The 17,812-nt window shown below is 51.3% G+C and carries 18 protein-coding genes and 1 other annotated feature; of the genes, 11 read left to right on the top strand and 7 right to left on the bottom strand.

The window, feature by feature from the left end; genetic code table 11:
* Positions 1-11: 11 nt before the first annotated feature.
* Positions 12-803 carry a cytochrome C assembly family protein gene (locus tag AC3G3F_RS18625; protein WP_001664422.1) on the bottom strand — a complete coding sequence of 264 codons (792 nt, stop codon included), beginning with the start codon at positions 801-803 and terminating at the stop codon, positions 12-14.
* Positions 804-968: 165 nt separating this feature from the next.
* Here AC3G3F_RS18625 and ffh point away from each other — a divergent pair, with 165 nt between their 5' ends.
* The 5 genes from ffh to rplS all read left to right on the top strand — a co-directional run bounded on the left by ffh (position 969) and on the right by rplS (position 4,692).
* Positions 969-2,330, top strand: a complete 1,362-nt coding sequence (ffh, locus tag AC3G3F_RS18620; protein WP_000460056.1) for a signal recognition particle protein — start codon at positions 969-971, stop codon at positions 2,328-2,330.
* A gap of 346 nt (positions 2,331-2,676) precedes the next feature.
* A complete protein-coding gene (gene rpsP, locus AC3G3F_RS18615) occupies positions 2,677-2,925 on the top strand; it encodes a 30S ribosomal protein S16 (RefSeq protein ID WP_000256453.1) in 249 nt (82 codons plus the stop codon).
* A gap of 18 nt (positions 2,926-2,943) precedes the next feature.
* Positions 2,944-3,492 carry a ribosome maturation factor RimM gene (gene rimM, locus AC3G3F_RS18610; RefSeq protein ID WP_023246179.1) on the top strand — a complete coding sequence of 183 codons (549 nt, stop codon included), beginning with the start codon at positions 2,944-2,946 and terminating at the stop codon, positions 3,490-3,492.
* Positions 3,493-3,536: 44 nt separating this feature from the next.
* Complete coding sequence (gene trmD, locus AC3G3F_RS18605; RefSeq protein ID WP_488395517.1) at positions 3,537-4,304, top strand: tRNA (guanosine(37)-N1)-methyltransferase TrmD; 768 nt, start codon at positions 3,537-3,539, stop codon at positions 4,302-4,304.
* A gap of 40 nt (positions 4,305-4,344) precedes the next feature.
* Entirely contained in the window at positions 4,345-4,692 is a 348-nt protein-coding gene (gene rplS, locus AC3G3F_RS18600) for a 50S ribosomal protein L19 (RefSeq protein WP_000065257.1), read from the top strand.
* A 156-nt stretch (positions 4,693-4,848) separates the two neighbouring features.
* Here the strand turns inward: rplS and dgcN are convergent, their stop codons facing one another.
* Both dgcN and yfiR read right to left on the bottom strand, forming a co-directional pair.
* On the bottom strand, positions 4,849-6,069 hold the full coding sequence (gene dgcN, locus AC3G3F_RS18595; protein ID WP_079836881.1) for a diguanylate cyclase DgcN/YfiN: 1,221 nt from the start codon (positions 6,067-6,069) through the stop codon (positions 4,849-4,851).
* Positions 6,062-6,580: a regulatory sequestration protein YfiR gene (yfiR, locus tag AC3G3F_RS18590; RefSeq protein ID WP_070790047.1), complete on the bottom strand. Its 519-nt coding sequence runs from the start codon at positions 6,578-6,580 to the stop codon at positions 6,062-6,064. The genes dgcN and yfiR overlap by 8 nt, the downstream gene beginning before the upstream one ends.
* A gap of 439 nt (positions 6,581-7,019) precedes the next feature.
* Between yfiR and aroF the strand changes: the two genes are divergently transcribed.
* Genes aroF through AC3G3F_RS18575 form a run of 3 tightly spaced genes read left to right on the top strand, consistent with a single transcriptional unit; the run spans position 7,020 to position 10,186 of the window.
* The gene (aroF, locus tag AC3G3F_RS18585) at positions 7,020-8,090 is read left to right on the top strand and encodes a 3-deoxy-7-phosphoheptulonate synthase AroF (protein ID WP_023246175.1); all 1,071 of its coding nucleotides are present in this window, start codon (positions 7,020-7,022) and stop codon (positions 8,088-8,090) included.
* A 9-nt stretch (positions 8,091-8,099) separates the two neighbouring features.
* The gene (gene tyrA, locus AC3G3F_RS18580; protein ID WP_079796160.1) at positions 8,100-9,221 is read left to right on the top strand and encodes a bifunctional chorismate mutase/prephenate dehydrogenase; all 1,122 of its coding nucleotides are present in this window, start codon (positions 8,100-8,102) and stop codon (positions 9,219-9,221) included.
* A gap of 56 nt (positions 9,222-9,277) precedes the next feature.
* Entirely contained in the window at positions 9,278-10,186 is a 909-nt protein-coding gene (locus AC3G3F_RS18575) for an SMP-30/gluconolactonase/LRE family protein (RefSeq protein WP_023246173.1), read from the top strand.
* Here AC3G3F_RS18575 and pheA read toward each other — a convergent pair.
* The 4 genes from pheA to bamD form a co-directional block, all read right to left on the bottom strand.
* Positions 10,147-11,307: a bifunctional chorismate mutase/prephenate dehydratase gene (gene pheA, locus AC3G3F_RS18570; protein WP_023246172.1), complete on the bottom strand. Its 1,161-nt coding sequence runs from the start codon at positions 11,305-11,307 to the stop codon at positions 10,147-10,149. The two genes, AC3G3F_RS18575 and pheA, sit on opposite strands and share 40 nt — an antisense overlap.
* A 22-nt stretch (positions 11,308-11,329) precedes the next feature.
* Positions 11,330-11,456, bottom strand: a sequence feature (Phe leader region).
* Positions 11,408-11,455: a pheA operon leader peptide PheL gene (gene pheL, locus AC3G3F_RS18565; protein ID WP_102025861.1), complete on the bottom strand. Its 48-nt coding sequence runs from the start codon at positions 11,453-11,455 to the stop codon at positions 11,408-11,410. (Overlaps the previous feature by 48 nt.)
* A 102-nt stretch (positions 11,457-11,558) precedes the next feature.
* Positions 11,559-11,897, bottom strand: a complete 339-nt coding sequence (gene raiA / locus AC3G3F_RS18560) for a ribosome-associated translation inhibitor RaiA (RefSeq protein WP_000178449.1) — start codon at positions 11,895-11,897, stop codon at positions 11,559-11,561.
* Positions 11,898-12,168: 271 nt separating this feature from the next.
* Entirely contained in the window at positions 12,169-12,906 is a 738-nt protein-coding gene (gene bamD, locus AC3G3F_RS18555; RefSeq protein WP_023246171.1) for an outer membrane protein assembly factor BamD, read from the bottom strand.
* Positions 12,907-13,037: 131 nt separating this feature from the next.
* On the opposite strand from bamD, the gene rluD reads away from it, so the two are divergent.
* From rluD to clpB, 3 genes are all read left to right on the top strand, one after another.
* Positions 13,038-14,018 (top strand): 23S rRNA pseudouridine(1911/1915/1917) synthase RluD, encoded by a 981-nt coding sequence (gene rluD / locus AC3G3F_RS18550; protein ID WP_023246170.1) that lies wholly within the window; start codon positions 13,038-13,040, stop codon positions 14,016-14,018.
* On the top strand, positions 14,015-14,746 hold the full coding sequence (gene yfiH / locus AC3G3F_RS18545) for a purine nucleoside phosphorylase YfiH (RefSeq protein ID WP_063390709.1): 732 nt from the start codon (positions 14,015-14,017) through the stop codon (positions 14,744-14,746). Before rluD ends, yfiH begins: the two co-directional genes overlap by 4 nt.
* Positions 14,747-14,875: 129 nt before the next feature.
* Entirely contained in the window at positions 14,876-17,449 is a 2,574-nt protein-coding gene (clpB, locus tag AC3G3F_RS18540) for an ATP-dependent chaperone ClpB (RefSeq protein WP_023246168.1), read from the top strand.
* Positions 17,450-17,812: the final 363 nt, after the last annotated feature.

Here is a 17,812-nt window from a genome sequence, read left to right as displayed (position 1 = left end):
CCTTTAAAAGCTTAGCTTACAAATTGCTGTAATATGCGGCTACCAAAATAGGCCAGCGTCAGAATACCCGCGCCTGCGACGTTAAACCACACGACCCGACGACCCCGCCAGCCCTCATGGTAATGCCCCCACAGCAGAACAATATAGACAAACCATGCCACGATAGAGAGCACAGCTTTATCGATATTTTCCATACTGAACAGGTTATGCATGTAAAACAGGCCGGTACACAGGGTAAGGGTCAGCAGTACGACGCCAATCTGCGTAATATGAAACATTTTGCGCTCAATGCTCATCAATGGCGGCATTTCATTACTAAACGCCAGCTTTTTGTTCTTCAACTGATAGTCGATCCACGCCAGTTGTAGCGCATACAGAGCGGCGATTATCAGCGTTGCGTAAGAGAAAAGCGACAGTCCGATGTGCACCATCATGCCTGGGGTCGCTTCCAGATGCGTAATATATTCATTAGGCATGAACGTAGCGAAGGCCAGGTTAATCAGCGCAAAGGCATAGACGATGGGCAGAAGTAGCCAGCCGCGGTTACGCGACGCGACAACGGTCATCACCGTGCAGATCATCAGACTGACCAGCGAACCGACATTCAGCAGGCTCAGGTTTTGTCCACTGTCGCCGCCGGGCAGAATACGCGATTCCAGCGCGACAGCGTGGCACACCAGCGCGATGACCGCAGAAAGAATAGCCATACGCCGCCAGCCGCTGTTTTTTTGCAACAGTCCGGGAACGATCAGCGCGAGGCTGAAGGAGTAGGCGACAAGGGCAAGTAAAGCAAAAACGGGCATAGTTGTGTCGACAGTTGACCAGTGAGAAAGAAAAGCAGTATAGCGTTACGTGACCGCAGCTCCAACCGTTGCATAACAACAAAGGCGGCTTCATGGTATACTGTGGCGAAATTCTGTAACTGTGTCGCTGCGGCGACCAACCGTTTCCACCCCAGGCGAGAGACAATGTTTGATAATTTAACCGATCGTTTGTCGCGCACGCTGCGCAATATCAGTGGCCGTGGGCGCCTTACTGAAGACAACGTTAAAGAGACGCTGCGCGAAGTGCGTATGGCGCTGCTGGAGGCTGACGTTGCGCTGCCGGTAGTGCGTGAGTTTATCAATCGCGTAAAAGAGAAAGCGGTTGGTCATGAAGTTAACAAGAGCCTGACCCCAGGGCAGGAGTTCGTCAAGATTGTCCGTAGCGAACTGGTTGCGGCGATGGGCGAAGAGAATCAGACGCTGAATCTGGCCGCACAGCCGCCAGCCGTAGTATTGATGGCGGGTCTGCAGGGGGCGGGTAAAACCACCAGCGTCGGTAAGTTGGGTAAATTCTTGCGCGAGAAGCACAAGAAGAAAGTGCTGGTCGTCTCTGCCGACGTCTATCGCCCGGCGGCGATCAAACAGCTCGAAACGCTGGCTGAGCAGGTTGGCGTGGATTTCTTCCCGTCTGATGTCGGCCAGAAACCCGTTGATATCGTCAACGCCGCGCTGAAAGAAGCGAAGCTGAAATTCTACGACGTGCTGCTGGTGGATACCGCTGGTCGTCTGCACGTTGACGAAGCGATGATGGACGAAATCAAACAGGTTCATGCGTCTATCAATCCGGTAGAAACCCTGTTTGTCGTCGATGCGATGACCGGTCAGGATGCGGCGAATACTGCTAAAGCGTTTAACGAAGCGTTGCCGCTGACCGGCGTGGTACTGACCAAAGTTGACGGTGACGCTCGCGGCGGCGCGGCGTTATCTATTCGTCATATCACCGGTAAGCCGATCAAATTCCTCGGCGTGGGCGAGAAAACCGACGCGCTGGAGCCGTTCCATCCGGATCGTATCGCCTCGCGTATTCTCGGCATGGGCGACGTGCTGTCGCTTATCGAAGATATCGAAAGCAAAGTTGACCGCGCACAGGCTGAAAAGCTGGCGACCAAACTGAAGAAAGGCGACGGTTTCGACCTGAACGACTTCCTCGAACAGCTCAAACAGATGAAAAACATGGGCGGTATGGCCAGTCTGATGGGCAAATTACCGGGCATGGGCCAGATTCCGGACAACGTCAAATCGCAGATGGACGATAAGGTGTTAGTGCGCATGGAGGCGATCATCAACTCAATGACGCTGAAAGAGCGCGCGAAGCCGGAAATCATCAAAGGTTCCCGCAAGCGTCGTATCGCGCAGGGCTGTGGGATGCAGGTGCAGGACGTTAACCGCCTTCTGAAACAGTTCGACGACATGCAGCGCATGATGAAGAAAATGAAGAAGGGTGGGATGGCTAAGATGATGAGAGGTATGAAGGGGATGATGCCGCCCGGCTTCCCTGGACGCTAATTTTTTTCCGGCCTGGCTCACTTGCTATTTCGGCACCGGGGTGTGCTCGCCATCCTCACGTACTGCGTGGCCGCTAAAACAAGGGTATAAGGCTATCTTGTTTGCCATTTTAGTCCCGGGGTGTGCTCGAAATGCTCACGTACTGCGTGTACGCTCCGCTTTCTGCGCGCACGCCGGAACTAAACTGGCTGCACCGATATACGCCTTCTATCCCTTGTTTCGTGTTCAGTAGCAAGATGCTGATTGCATTTTCCCCAGAAATCAGTAAAATTTTCGGGCTTTTAATATGACGCCGGGCTCCGTTCCTCGATGGGGCCCGGTTGTTTTATTCACACAAGAGGATGTTATGGTAACTATTCGTTTAGCTCGTCACGGCGCTAAAAAGCGTCCGTTCTACCAGGTTGTTGTCACCGACAGCCGTAATGCACGCAACGGTCGCTTCATTGAGCGCGTTGGTTTCTTCAACCCAATCGCTAGCGAAAAAGAAGAAGGCACCCGCCTGGATCTGGATCGCATCGCTCACTGGGTTGGCCAGGGCGCAACCATTTCCGATCGCGTTGCGGCGCTGATCAAAGAAGTAAAAAAAGCAGCCTAATCTGTCACGGTGGTCATGATGAGCAAGCAACTCACCGCACAAGTACCCGCTGAACCGGTTGTACTGGGGAAAATGGGTTCTTCATACGGTATTCGTGGTTGGCTCAGAGTGTTTTCCTCCACTGAAGACGCCGAAAGCATTTTTGACTATCAGCCCTGGTTTATCCAGAAGGCGGGTCAGTGGCAGCAGGTACAGCTGGAAAGCTGGAAGCACCACAATCAGGATCTGATCATCAAGCTGAAAGGCGTTGACGATCGAGATGCCGCGAATCTTCTGACGAATTGCGAAATTGTCGTGGATTCCTCGCAACTTCCTGCGCTTGAGGAGGGAGACTACTACTGGAAAGACCTGATGGGCTGCCAGGTAGTCACCGCTGAAGGCTACGATCTCGGTAAAGTCATCGACATGATGGAAACCGGGTCGAATGACGTTCTCGTCATTAAGGCGAACCTGAAAGATGCATTTGGTATCAAGGAACGACTTGTACCGTTCCTCGATGGGCAGGTTATCAAGAAAGTCGATCTCGCTACTCGTACTATCGAAGTAGACTGGGATCCTGGTTTTTAAACCACCGGATAAACGGTAATAAATGGCGTTATGGGGATTGGCTTGTGTTTATTGGCATAGTTAGCCTGTTTCCTGAAATGTTCCGCGCAATTACCGATTACGGGGTAACTGGCCGGGCAGTAAAAAAAGGCCTGCTGAACGTCCAAAGCTGGAGTCCTCGCGACTTCGCGCATGATCGGCACCGTACCGTGGACTCCCGTCCTTACGGCGGCGGACCGGGGATGTTAATGATGGTGCAACCCTTGCGGGACGCCATTCACGCAGCAAAAGCCGCGGCTGGCGAAGACGCTAAAGTGATTTATCTGTCGCCTCAGGGACGCAAGCTTGATCAAGCGGGCGTTAGCGAGCTGGCCACGAATCAGAAGCTAATTCTGGTGTGTGGTCGCTACGAAGGCGTAGATGAGCGCGTAATTCAGACCGAAATTGACGAGGAATGGTCAATTGGCGATTACGTTCTCAGCGGTGGCGAACTGCCGGCAATGACGCTGATTGACTCCGTTGCCCGGTTTATTCCGGGGGTTTTGGGGCATGAGGCATCAGCAATCGAAGATTCGTTTGCTGATGGGTTGCTGGATTGTCCGCACTATACGCGCCCTGAAGTGTTAGAGGGGATGGAAGTACCGTCGGTATTGCTGTCGGGAAACCATGCCGAGATACGTCGCTGGCGTTTGAAACAGTCGCTGGGCCGAACCTGGCTTAGAAGACCTGAACTTCTGGAAAACCTGGCTCTGACTGAAGAGCAAGCAAGGTTGCTGGCGGAGTTCAAAACAGAACACGCACAACAGCAGCATAAACATGATGGGATGGCATAGGCCCCCGAATATCAGTTTACCCAGGATAAGAGATTAAATTATGAGCAACATTATTAAGCAACTTGAACAAGAGCAGATGAAGCAGAACGTACCTTCCTTCCGTCCGGGCGATACCGTGGAAGTGAAAGTATGGGTTGTTGAAGGTACCAAGAAACGTCTGCAGGCATTCGAGGGCGTGGTTATCGCTATTCGTAACCGCGGTCTGCACTCTGCATTCACTGTTCGTAAAATTTCCAACGGCGAAGGCGTTGAGCGTGTCTTCCAGACTCACTCTCCGGTAGTTGACAGCATTGCTGTTAAACGTCGTGGTGCTGTTCGTAAAGCTAAACTGTACTACCTGCGTGAGCGTACTGGTAAAGCGGCTCGTATCAAAGAGCGTCTTAACTAAGAGCGCGCTTTCGCAACATCCGAAAGCTTGTAGAAAACAAGGGGCTGGCATTATGCTGGCCCCTTTTTTTATAGGTTACTCCACTTCATAGAAGATTTTATGATTAGGCTGGGTCTGTGATATCAACGTTGAGTCAGAAATGCTCTGGCTCGCTCCTTAGTTTAGCGAGCGTTCCGTACGCCGGTGTTTAGCCTGATACATATTTCGATCGGCCAGTTCTTGTAGTTTTTCGGCAGTGGCATGTTCCCATGTCAGCGCGAAGCCAATACTCAGGGTCATCGTTATCCGCAGGCCGTTATGTAGTTCAAAAGGTCGATTAAACGCCTGGGATAGCGCCGCGCAAATACGTTGTACTTCATACTCCGAATGTACACCGTAAAGCACCATCGCAAATTCATCGCCGCCGAGTCGGTAAGTCTGATAACGGTTACCACCGAACTCCGCTAATCTTTTGGCAACCTCAATAAGTACGCGGTCGCCTGCCGCATGTCCCCAGGTATCGTTAATATATTTAAAGTTATCGCCATCCAGAAATAACAATGCCGAACTGCTACGGGCGTAATTATCCTTCATCAGCGCGTTAATACAGCTGCGAAATGCCGCACGATTGGCAAGCCCTGTCAGCGGATCGTGCAGCGCGGTACGCAGTAGTTGTGCATTTTTAGCCTGGAGCCGTAGCTGCCACTCTTCCATCTCATCCAGAAGACTATTGAAATCCTGCGCAAAAAGGTGAAATTCCTCGATACGCTCATCAGGTACCCGGCGTGAAAAATTTCGGTTAGTGCGAACGTCGTGTACGACTTCAGTAATATTTTGTAGCGCATCCACAACGCCATTATGCAAATAACGCGTGAGCAGCAGGGCAATACCGGATGCCAGCAGAATACATCCTGTCAGCACTGCCAGCGATAGCCAGATAAAATGGCCAATAAGGCTATCGCGGGCAACAAACCGTACTTCGCCGATGGCCCTACCGTTGTGCCAGACTGGTTGCGATACCGGTAATGGGAAAAGCCAATGGCTAATTAAACCGATGAGCTTATCGTCTGCGGCTCGCGCATCATAGCGCCATGAGGCGATGATACGGCCATTTTTATCGCGGACCTCCGCTGCTGAAAATTGTCCCTGACGTCCCAGAGTGGCGAGCGTTTCCGCCGCGGCCGCGTCATCGGAAAATACCAGCGCCGCTTCAAGGCTATGGGTCATCGTGGCGGCGGTCAAATCGAGATTTTTTTGCGCATACTGTTTGAGCGTAAGGACAGATGCAACGCAAATTAATAGCCAGATCAATGTCATTGTGAGCAGCACGCTGATTATACTAATCCGCCGTAGTGTGCGTTTAAATGTTGGTCTGGACAGAGAAAATTCCTTATTCATGCTTTTGATTCCGTGCAAGCATTAATACTTCTGGATTCACTCTCACGCCGCTATGCGAGAGGGAGTCCAGATTCACGGAAAATTTGACTTCATCATTGTTAATGATCAGACAAAATGCGCTGCCAATAATACATTCGGTATTTTGTTCGGTAATTAATAACAAGGCGTTAACTGGATAATGACGCGTTAATTCTACCTGATAAGATGGCGATTCATTGCCAAAGTAAAAACCGTCACAGTGGGCGCTCATGGCCTCTTGTGTTGTACGGATGACAAGAGGTTGATAAGGGAAAGCCCAGCCAGCCTCTTCGCTAAGTACCCTGACAAAACGCGAAGATGAAAATATGCATAGCCTTGGCGGTCCGGATAACGTCGGCCAGTGTGTATAACTGACGATACCGGAGACGATGGCGCGTACGGATTTCTCTTCTTCCGTGACGCGTTGAGCATACAGAGGCAAGCTTGCTAATAATAGCGATAACAGAAAGATAAATAGGTGAGAAAAACGCATTAACAAGTCCCCACCATCTTCAGTCGTAAAGCATTAAAATACATCCATGATTATTTGTAGCAAAATAACATTATTTTGCCATATCGTCATTATTTCTTATTGATAATATGAATGTCTTAAGTGATATCACTAATATTAAATTTTTGTGATAACGGTATTAATTAACGTATATCAGAAAGTAAAATTATGCGTGCGGAGAAAAAATAATCAAAAAATGGCGAGCATTGCTCATTTTAGCGCTTTTCCGAGGATGGGAATAAAATAATTTACTTATAGTGTAAATTTTTTGATACGAAATGAAGGGTTTTAATCTGATCCTGCGTTTAGTGTAAAGTTTATTTTACGTAATATGGATTGAAATCTTTACTTTTTGTGGTATGGTTTAAACATCCTCGTGGAGGATCAACTATCGCAAACAAGAAAAGACAGGATCGCCATCATGCAAAAAGACGCGCTGAATAACGTACGTATCACCGATGAACAGGTATTAATGACGCCGGAGCAGCTTAAAGCGGCCTTTCCGTTGAGCCTGGCGCAGGAAGCGCAGATAGCGCAGTCCCGAGGAATCATTTCTGACATTATTGCCGGGCGCGATCCGCGTCTGTTGGTGGTATGCGGTCCTTGTTCTATTCACGATCCTGAAACCGCTCTGGAATATGCCCGTCGATTTAAAGCCCTTGCCGCAGAGGTCAGCGATAGCCTCTATCTGGTAATGCGCGTCTATTTTGAAAAGCCGCGGACTACCGTCGGCTGGAAAGGGCTGATTAACGATCCTCATATGGATGGCTCATTTGATGTGGAAGCCGGGTTGAAAATAGCGCGTCATCTACTGGTGGAACTGGTGAATATGGGGCTGCCATTGGCGACCGAAGCGTTGGATCCGAACAGCCCGCAATACCTGGGCGATCTGTTTAGCTGGTCGGCGATAGGCGCGCGTACAACCGAATCGCAAACCCACCGCGAAATGGCGTCTGGTCTTTCTATGCCGGTCGGCTTTAAAAACGGCACAGATGGCAGTCTGGCGACAGCAATTAACGCCATGCGCGCCGCTGCGCAACCCCATCGTTTTGTTGGCATTAACCAGGCCGGTCAGGTAGCGTTATTGCAAACCCAGGGAAATCCGCATGGCCATGTGATTCTGCGTGGTGGCAAAGCGCCAAATTATAGCCCGGCAGATGTCGCTCAGTGTGAAAAAGAGATGGAACAGGCGGGACTACGTCCTTCGCTGATGGTAGATTGCAGTCATGGTAACTCCAATAAAGATTATCGCCGCCAGCCAGCCGTGGCAGAATCTGTAGTTGCGCAGATTAAAGATGGCAATCGTTCAATCATTGGCTTAATGATTGAAAGTAATATTCATGAGGGTAATCAGTCTTCCGAACAGCCGCGCAGCGAAATGAAGTATGGCGTTTCCGTCACCGATGCTTGTATTAGCTGGGAGATGACCGATGCCCTGTTACGTGAGATTCATAAAGATTTGAGCGGCCAACTGGCGGTGCGTGTAGCATAAGAGGTTGTTATGGTTGCTGAATTGACCGCGTTACGCGATCAAATAGATGATGTCGATAAAGCGTTGCTGAATTTACTGGCTAAGCGCCTGGAACTGGTTGCCGAAGTCGGCGAGGTGAAAAGCCGTTTTGGCCTGCCTATTTACGTGCCGGAACGTGAGGCCTCTATGCTGGCTTCGCGACGGGCGGAAGCAGAAGCGATCGGTGTTCCGCCCGATCTCATTGAAGATGTCTTGCGCCGGGTAATGCGTGAATCTTACTCCAGCGAAAATGATAAGGGGTTCAAAACGCTTTGTCCTTCTCTGCGTCCGGTCGTCATTGTGGGCGGCGGCGGACAGATGGGGCGTCTGTTCGAAAAAATGCTCACGCTGTCGGGCTATCAGGTCCGTATTCTGGAACAGCAGGACTGGCCGCGCGCCAGGGAGATTGTCGCCGATGCCGGAATGGTGATCGTCAGCGTGCCGATTCATGTTACTGAACAGGTCATAGCCCAACTGCCGCACCTGCCGTCCGACTGTATTCTGGTCGATCTGGCATCGGTGAAAAGCGGCCCGTTGCAGGCAATGTTGGCGGCCCATGATGGTCCTGTACTGGGCTTGCATCCGATGTTTGGTCCGGATAGCGGGAGCCTGGCGAAGCAGGTGGTGGTCTGGTGTGATGGGCGCCAACCGGAAGCGTATCAGTGGTTCCTTGAGCAAATTCAGGTTTGGGGCGCCCGGTTGCACCGAATTAGCGCTGTCGAGCACGATCAGAACATGGCTTTTATCCAGGCGCTGCGCCACTTTGCTACCTTCGCTTATGGGCTGCATCTGGCGGAAGAGAACGTCCAGCTTGAGCAGCTTCTGGCGCTATCATCGCCGATTTATCGACTAGAACTGGCGATGGTCGGGCGTCTGTTCGCCCAGGACCCGCAACTGTACGCTGACATTATTATGTCATCGGAGCGCAATCTGGCGCTTATCAAGCGTTACTATAAACGTTTTGGCGATGCGATCGGTTTACTGGAGCTGGGCGATAAGCAGGCTTTTATCGACAGTTTTCGCAAAGTCGAACACTGGTTTGGCGATTATGCCAGACATTTTCAGAATGAAAGCCGTGTGTTATTGCGTCAGGCGAATGACAGCCGACAATAATGATGACATCTATACTGAAAGCCAGCTTTGCTGGCTTTTTTCGTTTAAGGAACCGTATGACTACGCCGCACGTTTTATTTGATTATGTCGGACATTTACCAGAATGCCCCACATGGAGCGAAGATGAAAGCGCGCTGTATTGGGCCGATATCCTGGAACAGGAGATCCATCGTTACCATCCGGCGAGTGGGGCGCATAGCGTGCTGGCGTTTCCGGAAGAGGTGGGATGTTTTGCCTTGCGTGAGCAGGGTGGATTTATTGTGGCCATGCGTCATGCTATCTGGCTGGCCGATAAAAATGGATTATTGCAGCGTAAGGTTTGCGACAATCCCTCTAATGCGAAACTGGCGCGTTTCAATGATGGCGGCACCGATGGCGATGGGCGTTTTTATGCCGGGACGTTCTGGGCGCCGGGTGACTATAATGGCGCGTTGCTGATGCGGATCGATCATGATCTGACGGCAAAAGTGATCCAGTGCGATATCCAGGGACACAACGGCCTGGCGTTCAGCCCGGATAACCAGTGGATGTATACCTCCGATACGCCGAATGGCGTGATTTACCGCACGTTACTTGATAAGCATGGCGAACCGGGTAAGCGTGAACTTTTTCGCCATTTTGGCGAAGGAGAAGGACTTCCCGACGGCGCGGCGATGGATAGCGAAGGGTGCTACTGGAGCGCGATGTTTGACGGCTGGCGCGTGGCGCGTTTCTCACCGCAAGGAGAGCCACTGGAAGAGTACCGGTTGCCGGTACGTTGTCCGACGATGGTTTGCTTTGGCGGCGCAGACATGAAAACGTTGTTTATTACGACTACCAGAGAAAATATGTCTGCTCAGGAAGTGGCGGATTATCCGCTCTCAGGCGCCATCTTCACCCTGCAGGTAACCGTCGCAGGGATGAAGAAAAGCCGCTTTATTGAACGTCAGGCAGGTTCTACCGGCACGACGTTTTCGCTGGGATAGCAGCCAAGCACTTTCATTGAGCGTGTGATCTCGCCCAGCTCTTTTAGCGCGCTTTGCATTACCTGCGACTCCAGGTTCGCCTGAATATCGAGATAAAACATCTCTTCCCACGGATTGCCGTGAATTGGGCGCGACTCCAGCTTCGTCATGATGAGATTGTGGTTACGCAGCACCAGCAACGCTTCAACCAGCGCGCCAGCCTGCTGCCCGGTGGCGATTAACAGAGTGGTTTTTGCCGGAACCTGATCGGAAACGTTGATGGCTTTGCGCGCCAGTACCAGAAAGCGGGTGATATTCTGCGTCTGGTTTGCGGCGATGCGTTCCAGCACCTGTAAACCGTGCAACATGCCGCCTGCCTCGCTGCCGAGAGCCGCGACGCGCGGAGAGTTCGCCTGCGCGACTTTTTCCATCGCTGCCGACGTACTTTCGGTATAGTCGATTTTCCAGTGCGGATAGCGGCTCAAAAACTTACTACACTGCTGGAACGGTTGCGGATGGCTGTACACCGTTTCGATGGTATTCAGATCCGTGGTGCCGCAAACCAGTACGCAGTGATCGATAGTTACGGTCATCTCACCGACAATCGACAGACTGGTGTGTTGCAATAAGTCGTACACATCGTTGATGGCGCCGGAGCTGGTGTTCTCTATCGGAACCACGGCGTAATCGGCCTGGCCGGTTTCGACCTGATGAAAAATATCGGCGAATTTTGCGCAGCCGCTCTCAATAAATTGCTCAAAATGGCGTGCGGCATACTGGCGCGCCGCGAGATGAGAATAAGAGCCTTTCGGCCCAAGAAACGCAATACGTGCCGAATGAGGGTGAGTATTATTCAGATGTTGTTGCAGCAGCGCCTGCTGAGTAAGCACGGAGTCTTCAATGATAAGCTGGAACAGACGGGTAATGTAGTGTGCGTCGAGATGGTGAGCTTTACCGAGATGGATGAGCCTGTCCAGCAGCGCGCGTTCACGATCGATATCCCGAACCGGACGATGTGACAGTAGCTTCGCTTGTCCCACTTCAATCGCCAGCGCGCGTCGTTTTGCCAGTAGAGCCAGTAACTCTTCGTCTAAAGCGCTGATTTTATCTCGCAGCGCCAGTAACGGGTTTTCCGATGTCATAGTGTTGCCTTTTTTGTTATCAATAAAAAAGGCCTCCCGGTGGGGGGAGGCCTTCTTGTTCGTCTTCGCATTCTTTATCACATGACGAAACGCCTCCCGGTCAGGGGAAGGTAAAAAAGAATGCGAAGAAAAACCGGGCTAGCTTCATAACTGTTTCCTTTGTGTACGTAAGTACAGTACCCGTACTGTTTTAATCCTGTCAACAAAAAACGCGCCCGAAGGCGCGTTGGCGATACACTCAATGTAAGGGACTACTCTTCTTCTGCTTCGACGAAGCTGGCATCTTTCACCGATGCGGTGGCACGACGGGCTTCGCCTTTGTGCTGCACTTTATTGAGCTGCCGTTCCAGCTTGTTGATCAATTCATTAATAGCGGTGTACATATCTTCGTGTTTTGCGCTGGCGACCAGATGTCCGTTCGGTGTATTAATGGTGGCGTCAGCAATAAAGCCCTGTGGCTCTTTGGACAGAATGATATGGGGATTAATCAGGTGAGTTTGCCATTTTTCCAGTTTGGCGAGACGGTCTGCGACATGTTGGCGGATTGCCGGAGTAATTTCCATTTGTTTACTGGTAATGTTCATTGTCATAAATTTTACCTCTTGTCTTTCCCGTCTTGGTGATTCCAGCATACCGTTCTTAATGTCAAAATGTGTGATGTAAATCACATTATTTTGTCACTTTTTGTCAAGGCGAACTTTTTGTGAGGCATCGCAGGAAGAAGCGATCTTTTACTTGAGGAATGCCTGAAAGCAGGCCATATTTGACTGGATGTATTGCAGTGAAATCATTTCTGTTGCATCAGATACCGAATAAAAAAACGGCAGCCGGGAGGCTGCCGTTTTGCTTGTTTGTATTGCTTCAGGTGTTTTTGCTGTTAGCGGCAATAATTTTCGCTACTTTGTCAGCTTGCGTATTTAGCTGCATCTGACGATAGGCGTTTTCCATCAGCGGCAACGCATCGCGCGTGGCCTGCGTATCAGGATAATTGCGTAGCATACCTTCTACCCGGTTTACCACCGCAACCCATGCGCCGCGCGCGGTATAGTACTCTGCGACGGAATATTCATATTTCGCCAGACGGTTTTTCAGGAATACCAGACGCTTAGTGGCGTCGGTTGTGTACTGGCTATTAGGATAGTTGCGTACCAGTTTCGAAAAGTCATTGAACGCCGCCCGCGCATGCTGCGGATCGCGATCGCTGCGATCGACGCCAAAGAAACCTTGCAGCGCGCTATCATCCAGCGCCATGTTCGTCAGGCCGCGCATGTACATGACATAATCAATATTAGGGTGCGTTGGATTAAGACGCATAAAACGATCGATGGCGGCCTGCGCTAGCGGCAGATCGGCGTTTTTGTAATAGGCGTAGATAAGATCCAACTGCACCTGCTGAGAATACGGTCCGAATGGATAACGATTATCTAACGCTTCCAATTGCGTTATTGCCTGTTTCCAGTTACCGTCCTGCAGCTTTTGCTGAGCAGTCGCGTAGATTTCATTCGGCGGATTATCGGGCACCTCTTCCTTTGAACCCGAGCAACCCGCCAGAAACAGGCTCAACGTGGCTGCTGCCACCAGATATTTCATGCGCGTCATGACGTTTTGACTTTCCTCAAAATGTTTTACGGGAGATTCTCTGTTCCTGCTCCCGGTTAAGACCAGCTACAATAGCACACTATATTAAACGGCAAAGCCGTAAAACCCAACGTTAAACGAAGAAGCTGTATATGGCACAACGAGTACAACTCACCGCAACGGTCTCCGAAAACCAACTCGGTCAACGCTTAGATCAAGCTTTGGCCGAAATGTTCCCGGATTATTCACGTTCGCGTATAAAAGAATGGATTTTGAATCAGCGCGTGTTGGTCAATGGTCAACTTTGCGATAAACCAAAAGAAAAAGTGTTAGGCGGCGAGCGGGTGGCTATTGATGCGGAGATCGATGAAGAGATTCGTTTTGAAGCGCAGGATATCCCGTTAGATATTGTTTATGAAGATGACGATATTCTGGTTATCAACAAGCCACGCGATTTGGTGGTACACCCTGGCGCCGGTAACCCGGACGGTACGGTACTGAACGCGTTGCTACATTATTATCCGCCGATTGCGGATGTCCCGCGCGCGGGCATCGTGCATCGTCTGGATAAGGACACGACGGGGCTGATGGTGGTGGCGAAAACCGTTCCGGCGCAAACGCGCCTGGTGGAGTCTTTACAGTTGCGCGAGATCACCCGCGAATATGAAGCTGTCGCGATCGGACATATGACGGCGGGAGGAACGGTGAATGAGCCAATTAGTCGTCACCCGACCAAACGTACGCATATGTCGGTGCATCCGATGGGCAAACCGGCGGTGACTCATTACCGTATTATGGAACATTTCCGTGTGCACACGCGCCTTAGGCTGCGTCTGGAGACCGGACGTACGCACCAGATCCGCGTGCATATGGCGCATATTACGCATCCGTTGGTGGGCGATCAGGTATATGGCGGGCGTCCACGTCCACCGAAAGGCGCATCGGAAGAATTTATTTCCACGCTGCGTAAGTTTGACCGACAGGCGCTTCATGCAACGATGCTGCGTCTCTACCATCCTGTATCGGGTATCGAAATGGAGTGGCACGCGCCGATTCCACAAGATATGGTGGACCTTATCGATGCGATGCGCGCCGATTTCGAAGCTCATAAAGATGATGTGGACTGGTTATGAATGCACTGATTGTCCCGCAGTGGCCGCTGCCGAAAGGCGTCGCAGCCTGTAGCTCTACCCGTATTGGCGGGGTGAGTTTACCGCCTTACGACTCGCTGAATCTGGGCGCGCATTGCGGCGATAACCCGGAGCATGTTGAAGAGAACCGCAAGCGTCTGTTTGCGGCGGGCAATCTGCCTTCGAAACCTGTCTGGCTTGAACAGGTTCACGGTAAAAATGTGTTGAGGCTTACCGGGGAACCGTATGCCTCCAAACGTGCGGATGCGTCTTACAGCAATACGCCAGGAACCGTCTGCGCGGTAATGACGGCAGATTGTCTGCCTGTGCTATTCTGTAACCGTGAGGGAACAGAAGTGGCGGCGGCTCATGCGGGCTGGCGCGGATTATGTGAAGGCGTACTGGAGGAAACTGTCGCCTGCTTTGCTGACAACCCAGAAAATATCATCGCCTGGTTAGGCCCGGCGATCGGCCCGACCGCGTTTGAAGTGGGGCCGGAAGTACGTGACGCATTTTTAGCAAAAGATGCGCAAGCCGATAGCGCATTTTTGCCGCGCGGGGAAAAATTTCTGGCGGATATTTATCAGCTTGCACGCCAACGTCTGGCGAATACCGGCGTTGAACATGTCTATGGCGGGGATCGCTGCACCTTTAGCGAAAGTGAGACTTTCTTCTCTTATCGTCGCGACAAGACGACAGGTCGTATGGCAAGTTTTATTTGGCTGATATAACCTAAAGAATCAAGACGATCCGGTACGGGTAACTTTCTTTTCACATAATTCAGGTCATTCACCTTGAATAATTGAGGGATGACCTCATTTAATCTCCAGTAGCAATTTTGACCTGTTATGGGAGGAGTTATGCGTCTGGATCGTCTTACTAATAAATTCCAGCTTGCTCTTGCCGATGCCCAGTCGCTCGCGCTGGGGCACGACAACCAATTCATCGAACCTCTTCATTTAATGAGCGCCTTGCTGAACCAGGAAGGGGGATCAATACGTCCTTTATTAACCTCTGCCGGCATTAATGCTGGCCAGTTGCGCACCGCTATCGATCAGGCGCTGAGCCGTTTACCGCAGGTGGAAGGCACCGGCGGCGACGTACAGCCTTCTTCGGATCTGGTACGCGTACTGAACCTTTGCGACAAGCTGGCGCAAAAACGGGGGGACAATTTTATTTCGTCAGAGCTGTTTGTTCTGGCGGCGCTTGAGTCTCGCGGCACGTTAACCGATCTGCTGAAATCAGCCGGTGCGACCACGGCCAATATCACTCAGGCAATTGAACAGATGCGTGGAGGTGAAAGCGTGAACGATCAAGGGGCTGAAGACCAACGTCAGGCCTTGAAAAAATATACTGTCGATCTGACCGAGCGGGCTGAACAAGGCAAGCTTGACCCGGTAATTGGTCGTGATGAAGAAATTCGCCGTACCATTCAGGTATTGCAACGCCGTACTAAAAACAACCCGGTGTTAATCGGTGAGCCAGGGGTCGGTAAGACGGCAATTGTTGAAGGACTGGCGCAGCGCATTATTAATGGTGAAGTCCCTGAAGGCTTAAAAGGCCGCCGCGTACTGGCGCTGGATATGGGCGCGCTGGTGGCCGGGGCAAAATATCGCGGCGAATTTGAAGAACGACTGAAAGGCGTGCTGAACGACCTTGCAAAACAGGAAGGCAACGTCATTCTGTTTATCGACGAACTGCACACGATGGTCGGCGCTGGTAAGGCTGATGGCGCAATGGATGCCGGGAACATGCTGAAACCGGCGCTGGCGCGTGGTGAGCTGCACTGCGTGGGCGCCACCACGCTGGATGAATACCGTCAGTACATCGAAAAAGATGCGGCGCTGGAACGTCGCTTCCAGAAAGTGTTTGTGGCTGAGCCAAGCGTTGAAGACACCATCGCGATTCTGCGTGGCCTGAAAGAACGTTACGAGCTGCACCACCATGTGCAGATCACTGACCCGGCGATTGTGGCGGCGGCAACGTTGTCTCACCGCTATATCGCCGACCGTCAGTTGCCGGATAAAGCTATCGACCTCATCGATGAAGCGGCATCCAGCATTCGTATGCAGATTGACTCTAAGCCGGAGGAGCTGGACAGGCTCGACCGCCGCATTATCCAGCTCAAACTGGAACAGCAGGCGTTGATGAAAGAGTCTGACGAGGCGAGCAAAAAACGCCTCGATATGCTGAATGAAGAACTGGACGATAAAGAGCGTCAGTACTCTGAGTTAGAAGAAGAGTGGAAAGCGGAAAAAGCGTCACTTTCTGGTACACAAACCATTAAAGCGGAGCTGGAGCAGGCGAAGATCGCCATTGAGCAGGCGCGTCGTGTTGGCGATCTGGCGCGGATGTCCGAGTTGCAGTACGGCAAAATTCCGGAGCTGGAAAAACAGTTGGAAGCAGCCACCCAGTCCGAAGGCAAAACCATGCGTCTGTTACGTAACAAAGTGACGGATGCGGAAATTGCCGAAGTACTGGCGCGCTGGACCGGTATTCCGGTTGCCAGAATGCTGGAAGGCGAACGTGAAAAACTGTTGCGTATGGAACAAGAGTTACACAGCCGCGTGATCGGACAGAATGAAGCCGTTGAAGCGGTCTCGAACGCCATACGTCGTAGCCGCGCGGGGCTGTCCGATCCGAACCGTCCGATTGGTTCCTTCCTGTTCCTCGGGCCGACGGGGGTGGGTAAAACCGAACTGTGTAAAGCGCTGGCTAACTTTATGTTCGACAGCGACGACGCGATGGTGCGTATTGACATGTCTGAGTTTATGGAGAAACACTCGGTGTCTCGTCTGGTCGGGGCGCCTCCGGGATATGTCGGTTATGAAGAAGGCGGTTATTTGACGGAAGCGGTGCGCCGTCGCCCTTATTCCGTCATCTTGTTGGATGAAGTGGAGAAAGCGCATCCGGATGTATTCAACATCCTGTTGCAGGTGCTGGACGACGGTCGTTTGACTGACGGGCAAGGGAGAACGGTCGACTTCCGTAATACGGTCGTCATTATGACTTCTAACCTCGGTTCTGATCTCATTCAGGAGCGTTTTGGCGAACTGGATTACGGTCGGATGAAAGAGATGGTGCTGGGTGTGGTTAGCCAAAACTTCCGTCCGGAATTTATCAACCGTATTGATGAAGTCGTGGTATTCCATCCGTTAGGTGAGCAACACATTGCTTCTATTGCTCAGATCCAGCTGCAGCGTCTGTACAAACGTCTGGAAGAGCGTGGTTATGAAATCCATATCTCCGACGAGGCGCTGAAACTGTTGAGCGCCAACGGTTACGATCCGGTCTACGGAGCACGTCCGTTGAAACGTGCTATTCAACAGCAGATCGAAAACCCACTGGCGCAGCAAATCCTGTCTGGTGAATTGGTTCCTGGCAAAGTGATTCGCCTTGAAGCCAATGGTGATCGTATTGTGGCAGTGCAGTAAGTCACAAATTTGAATAAAACGGGCCCTGACGGGCTCGTTTTTGTTTAAAAACCAGGCAAAAATAAGCTTTTGGTTCAAATGTTGTTTGAAAGGTGACCGATTGAGCTTTTTTTTGCATTTAGGTCTTGTCAGCCCCAAATAACTCCCTATAATGCGCCACCACTGACACGGAACAACGGCATACAGGCCGCCGGGTCAGGAAGGCTTCGTTAAGAAGTCGGTGAGGAAAGCAAAAATAAATGCTTGACTCAAAAAGAGGAAAGCGTAATATACGCCACCTCGCGACGGTGAGCTGAAAGCCGCGTCGCACCTGCTCTTTAACAATTTATCAGACAATCTGTGTGGGCACTCGAAGATACGGAT

It is taken from the genome of Salmonella sp. FC25216, from assembly GCF_057751355.1.
The sequence above is the reverse complement of the archived record's forward strand: the minus strand, read 5'-3'. Positions and strand labels throughout refer to the sequence as shown.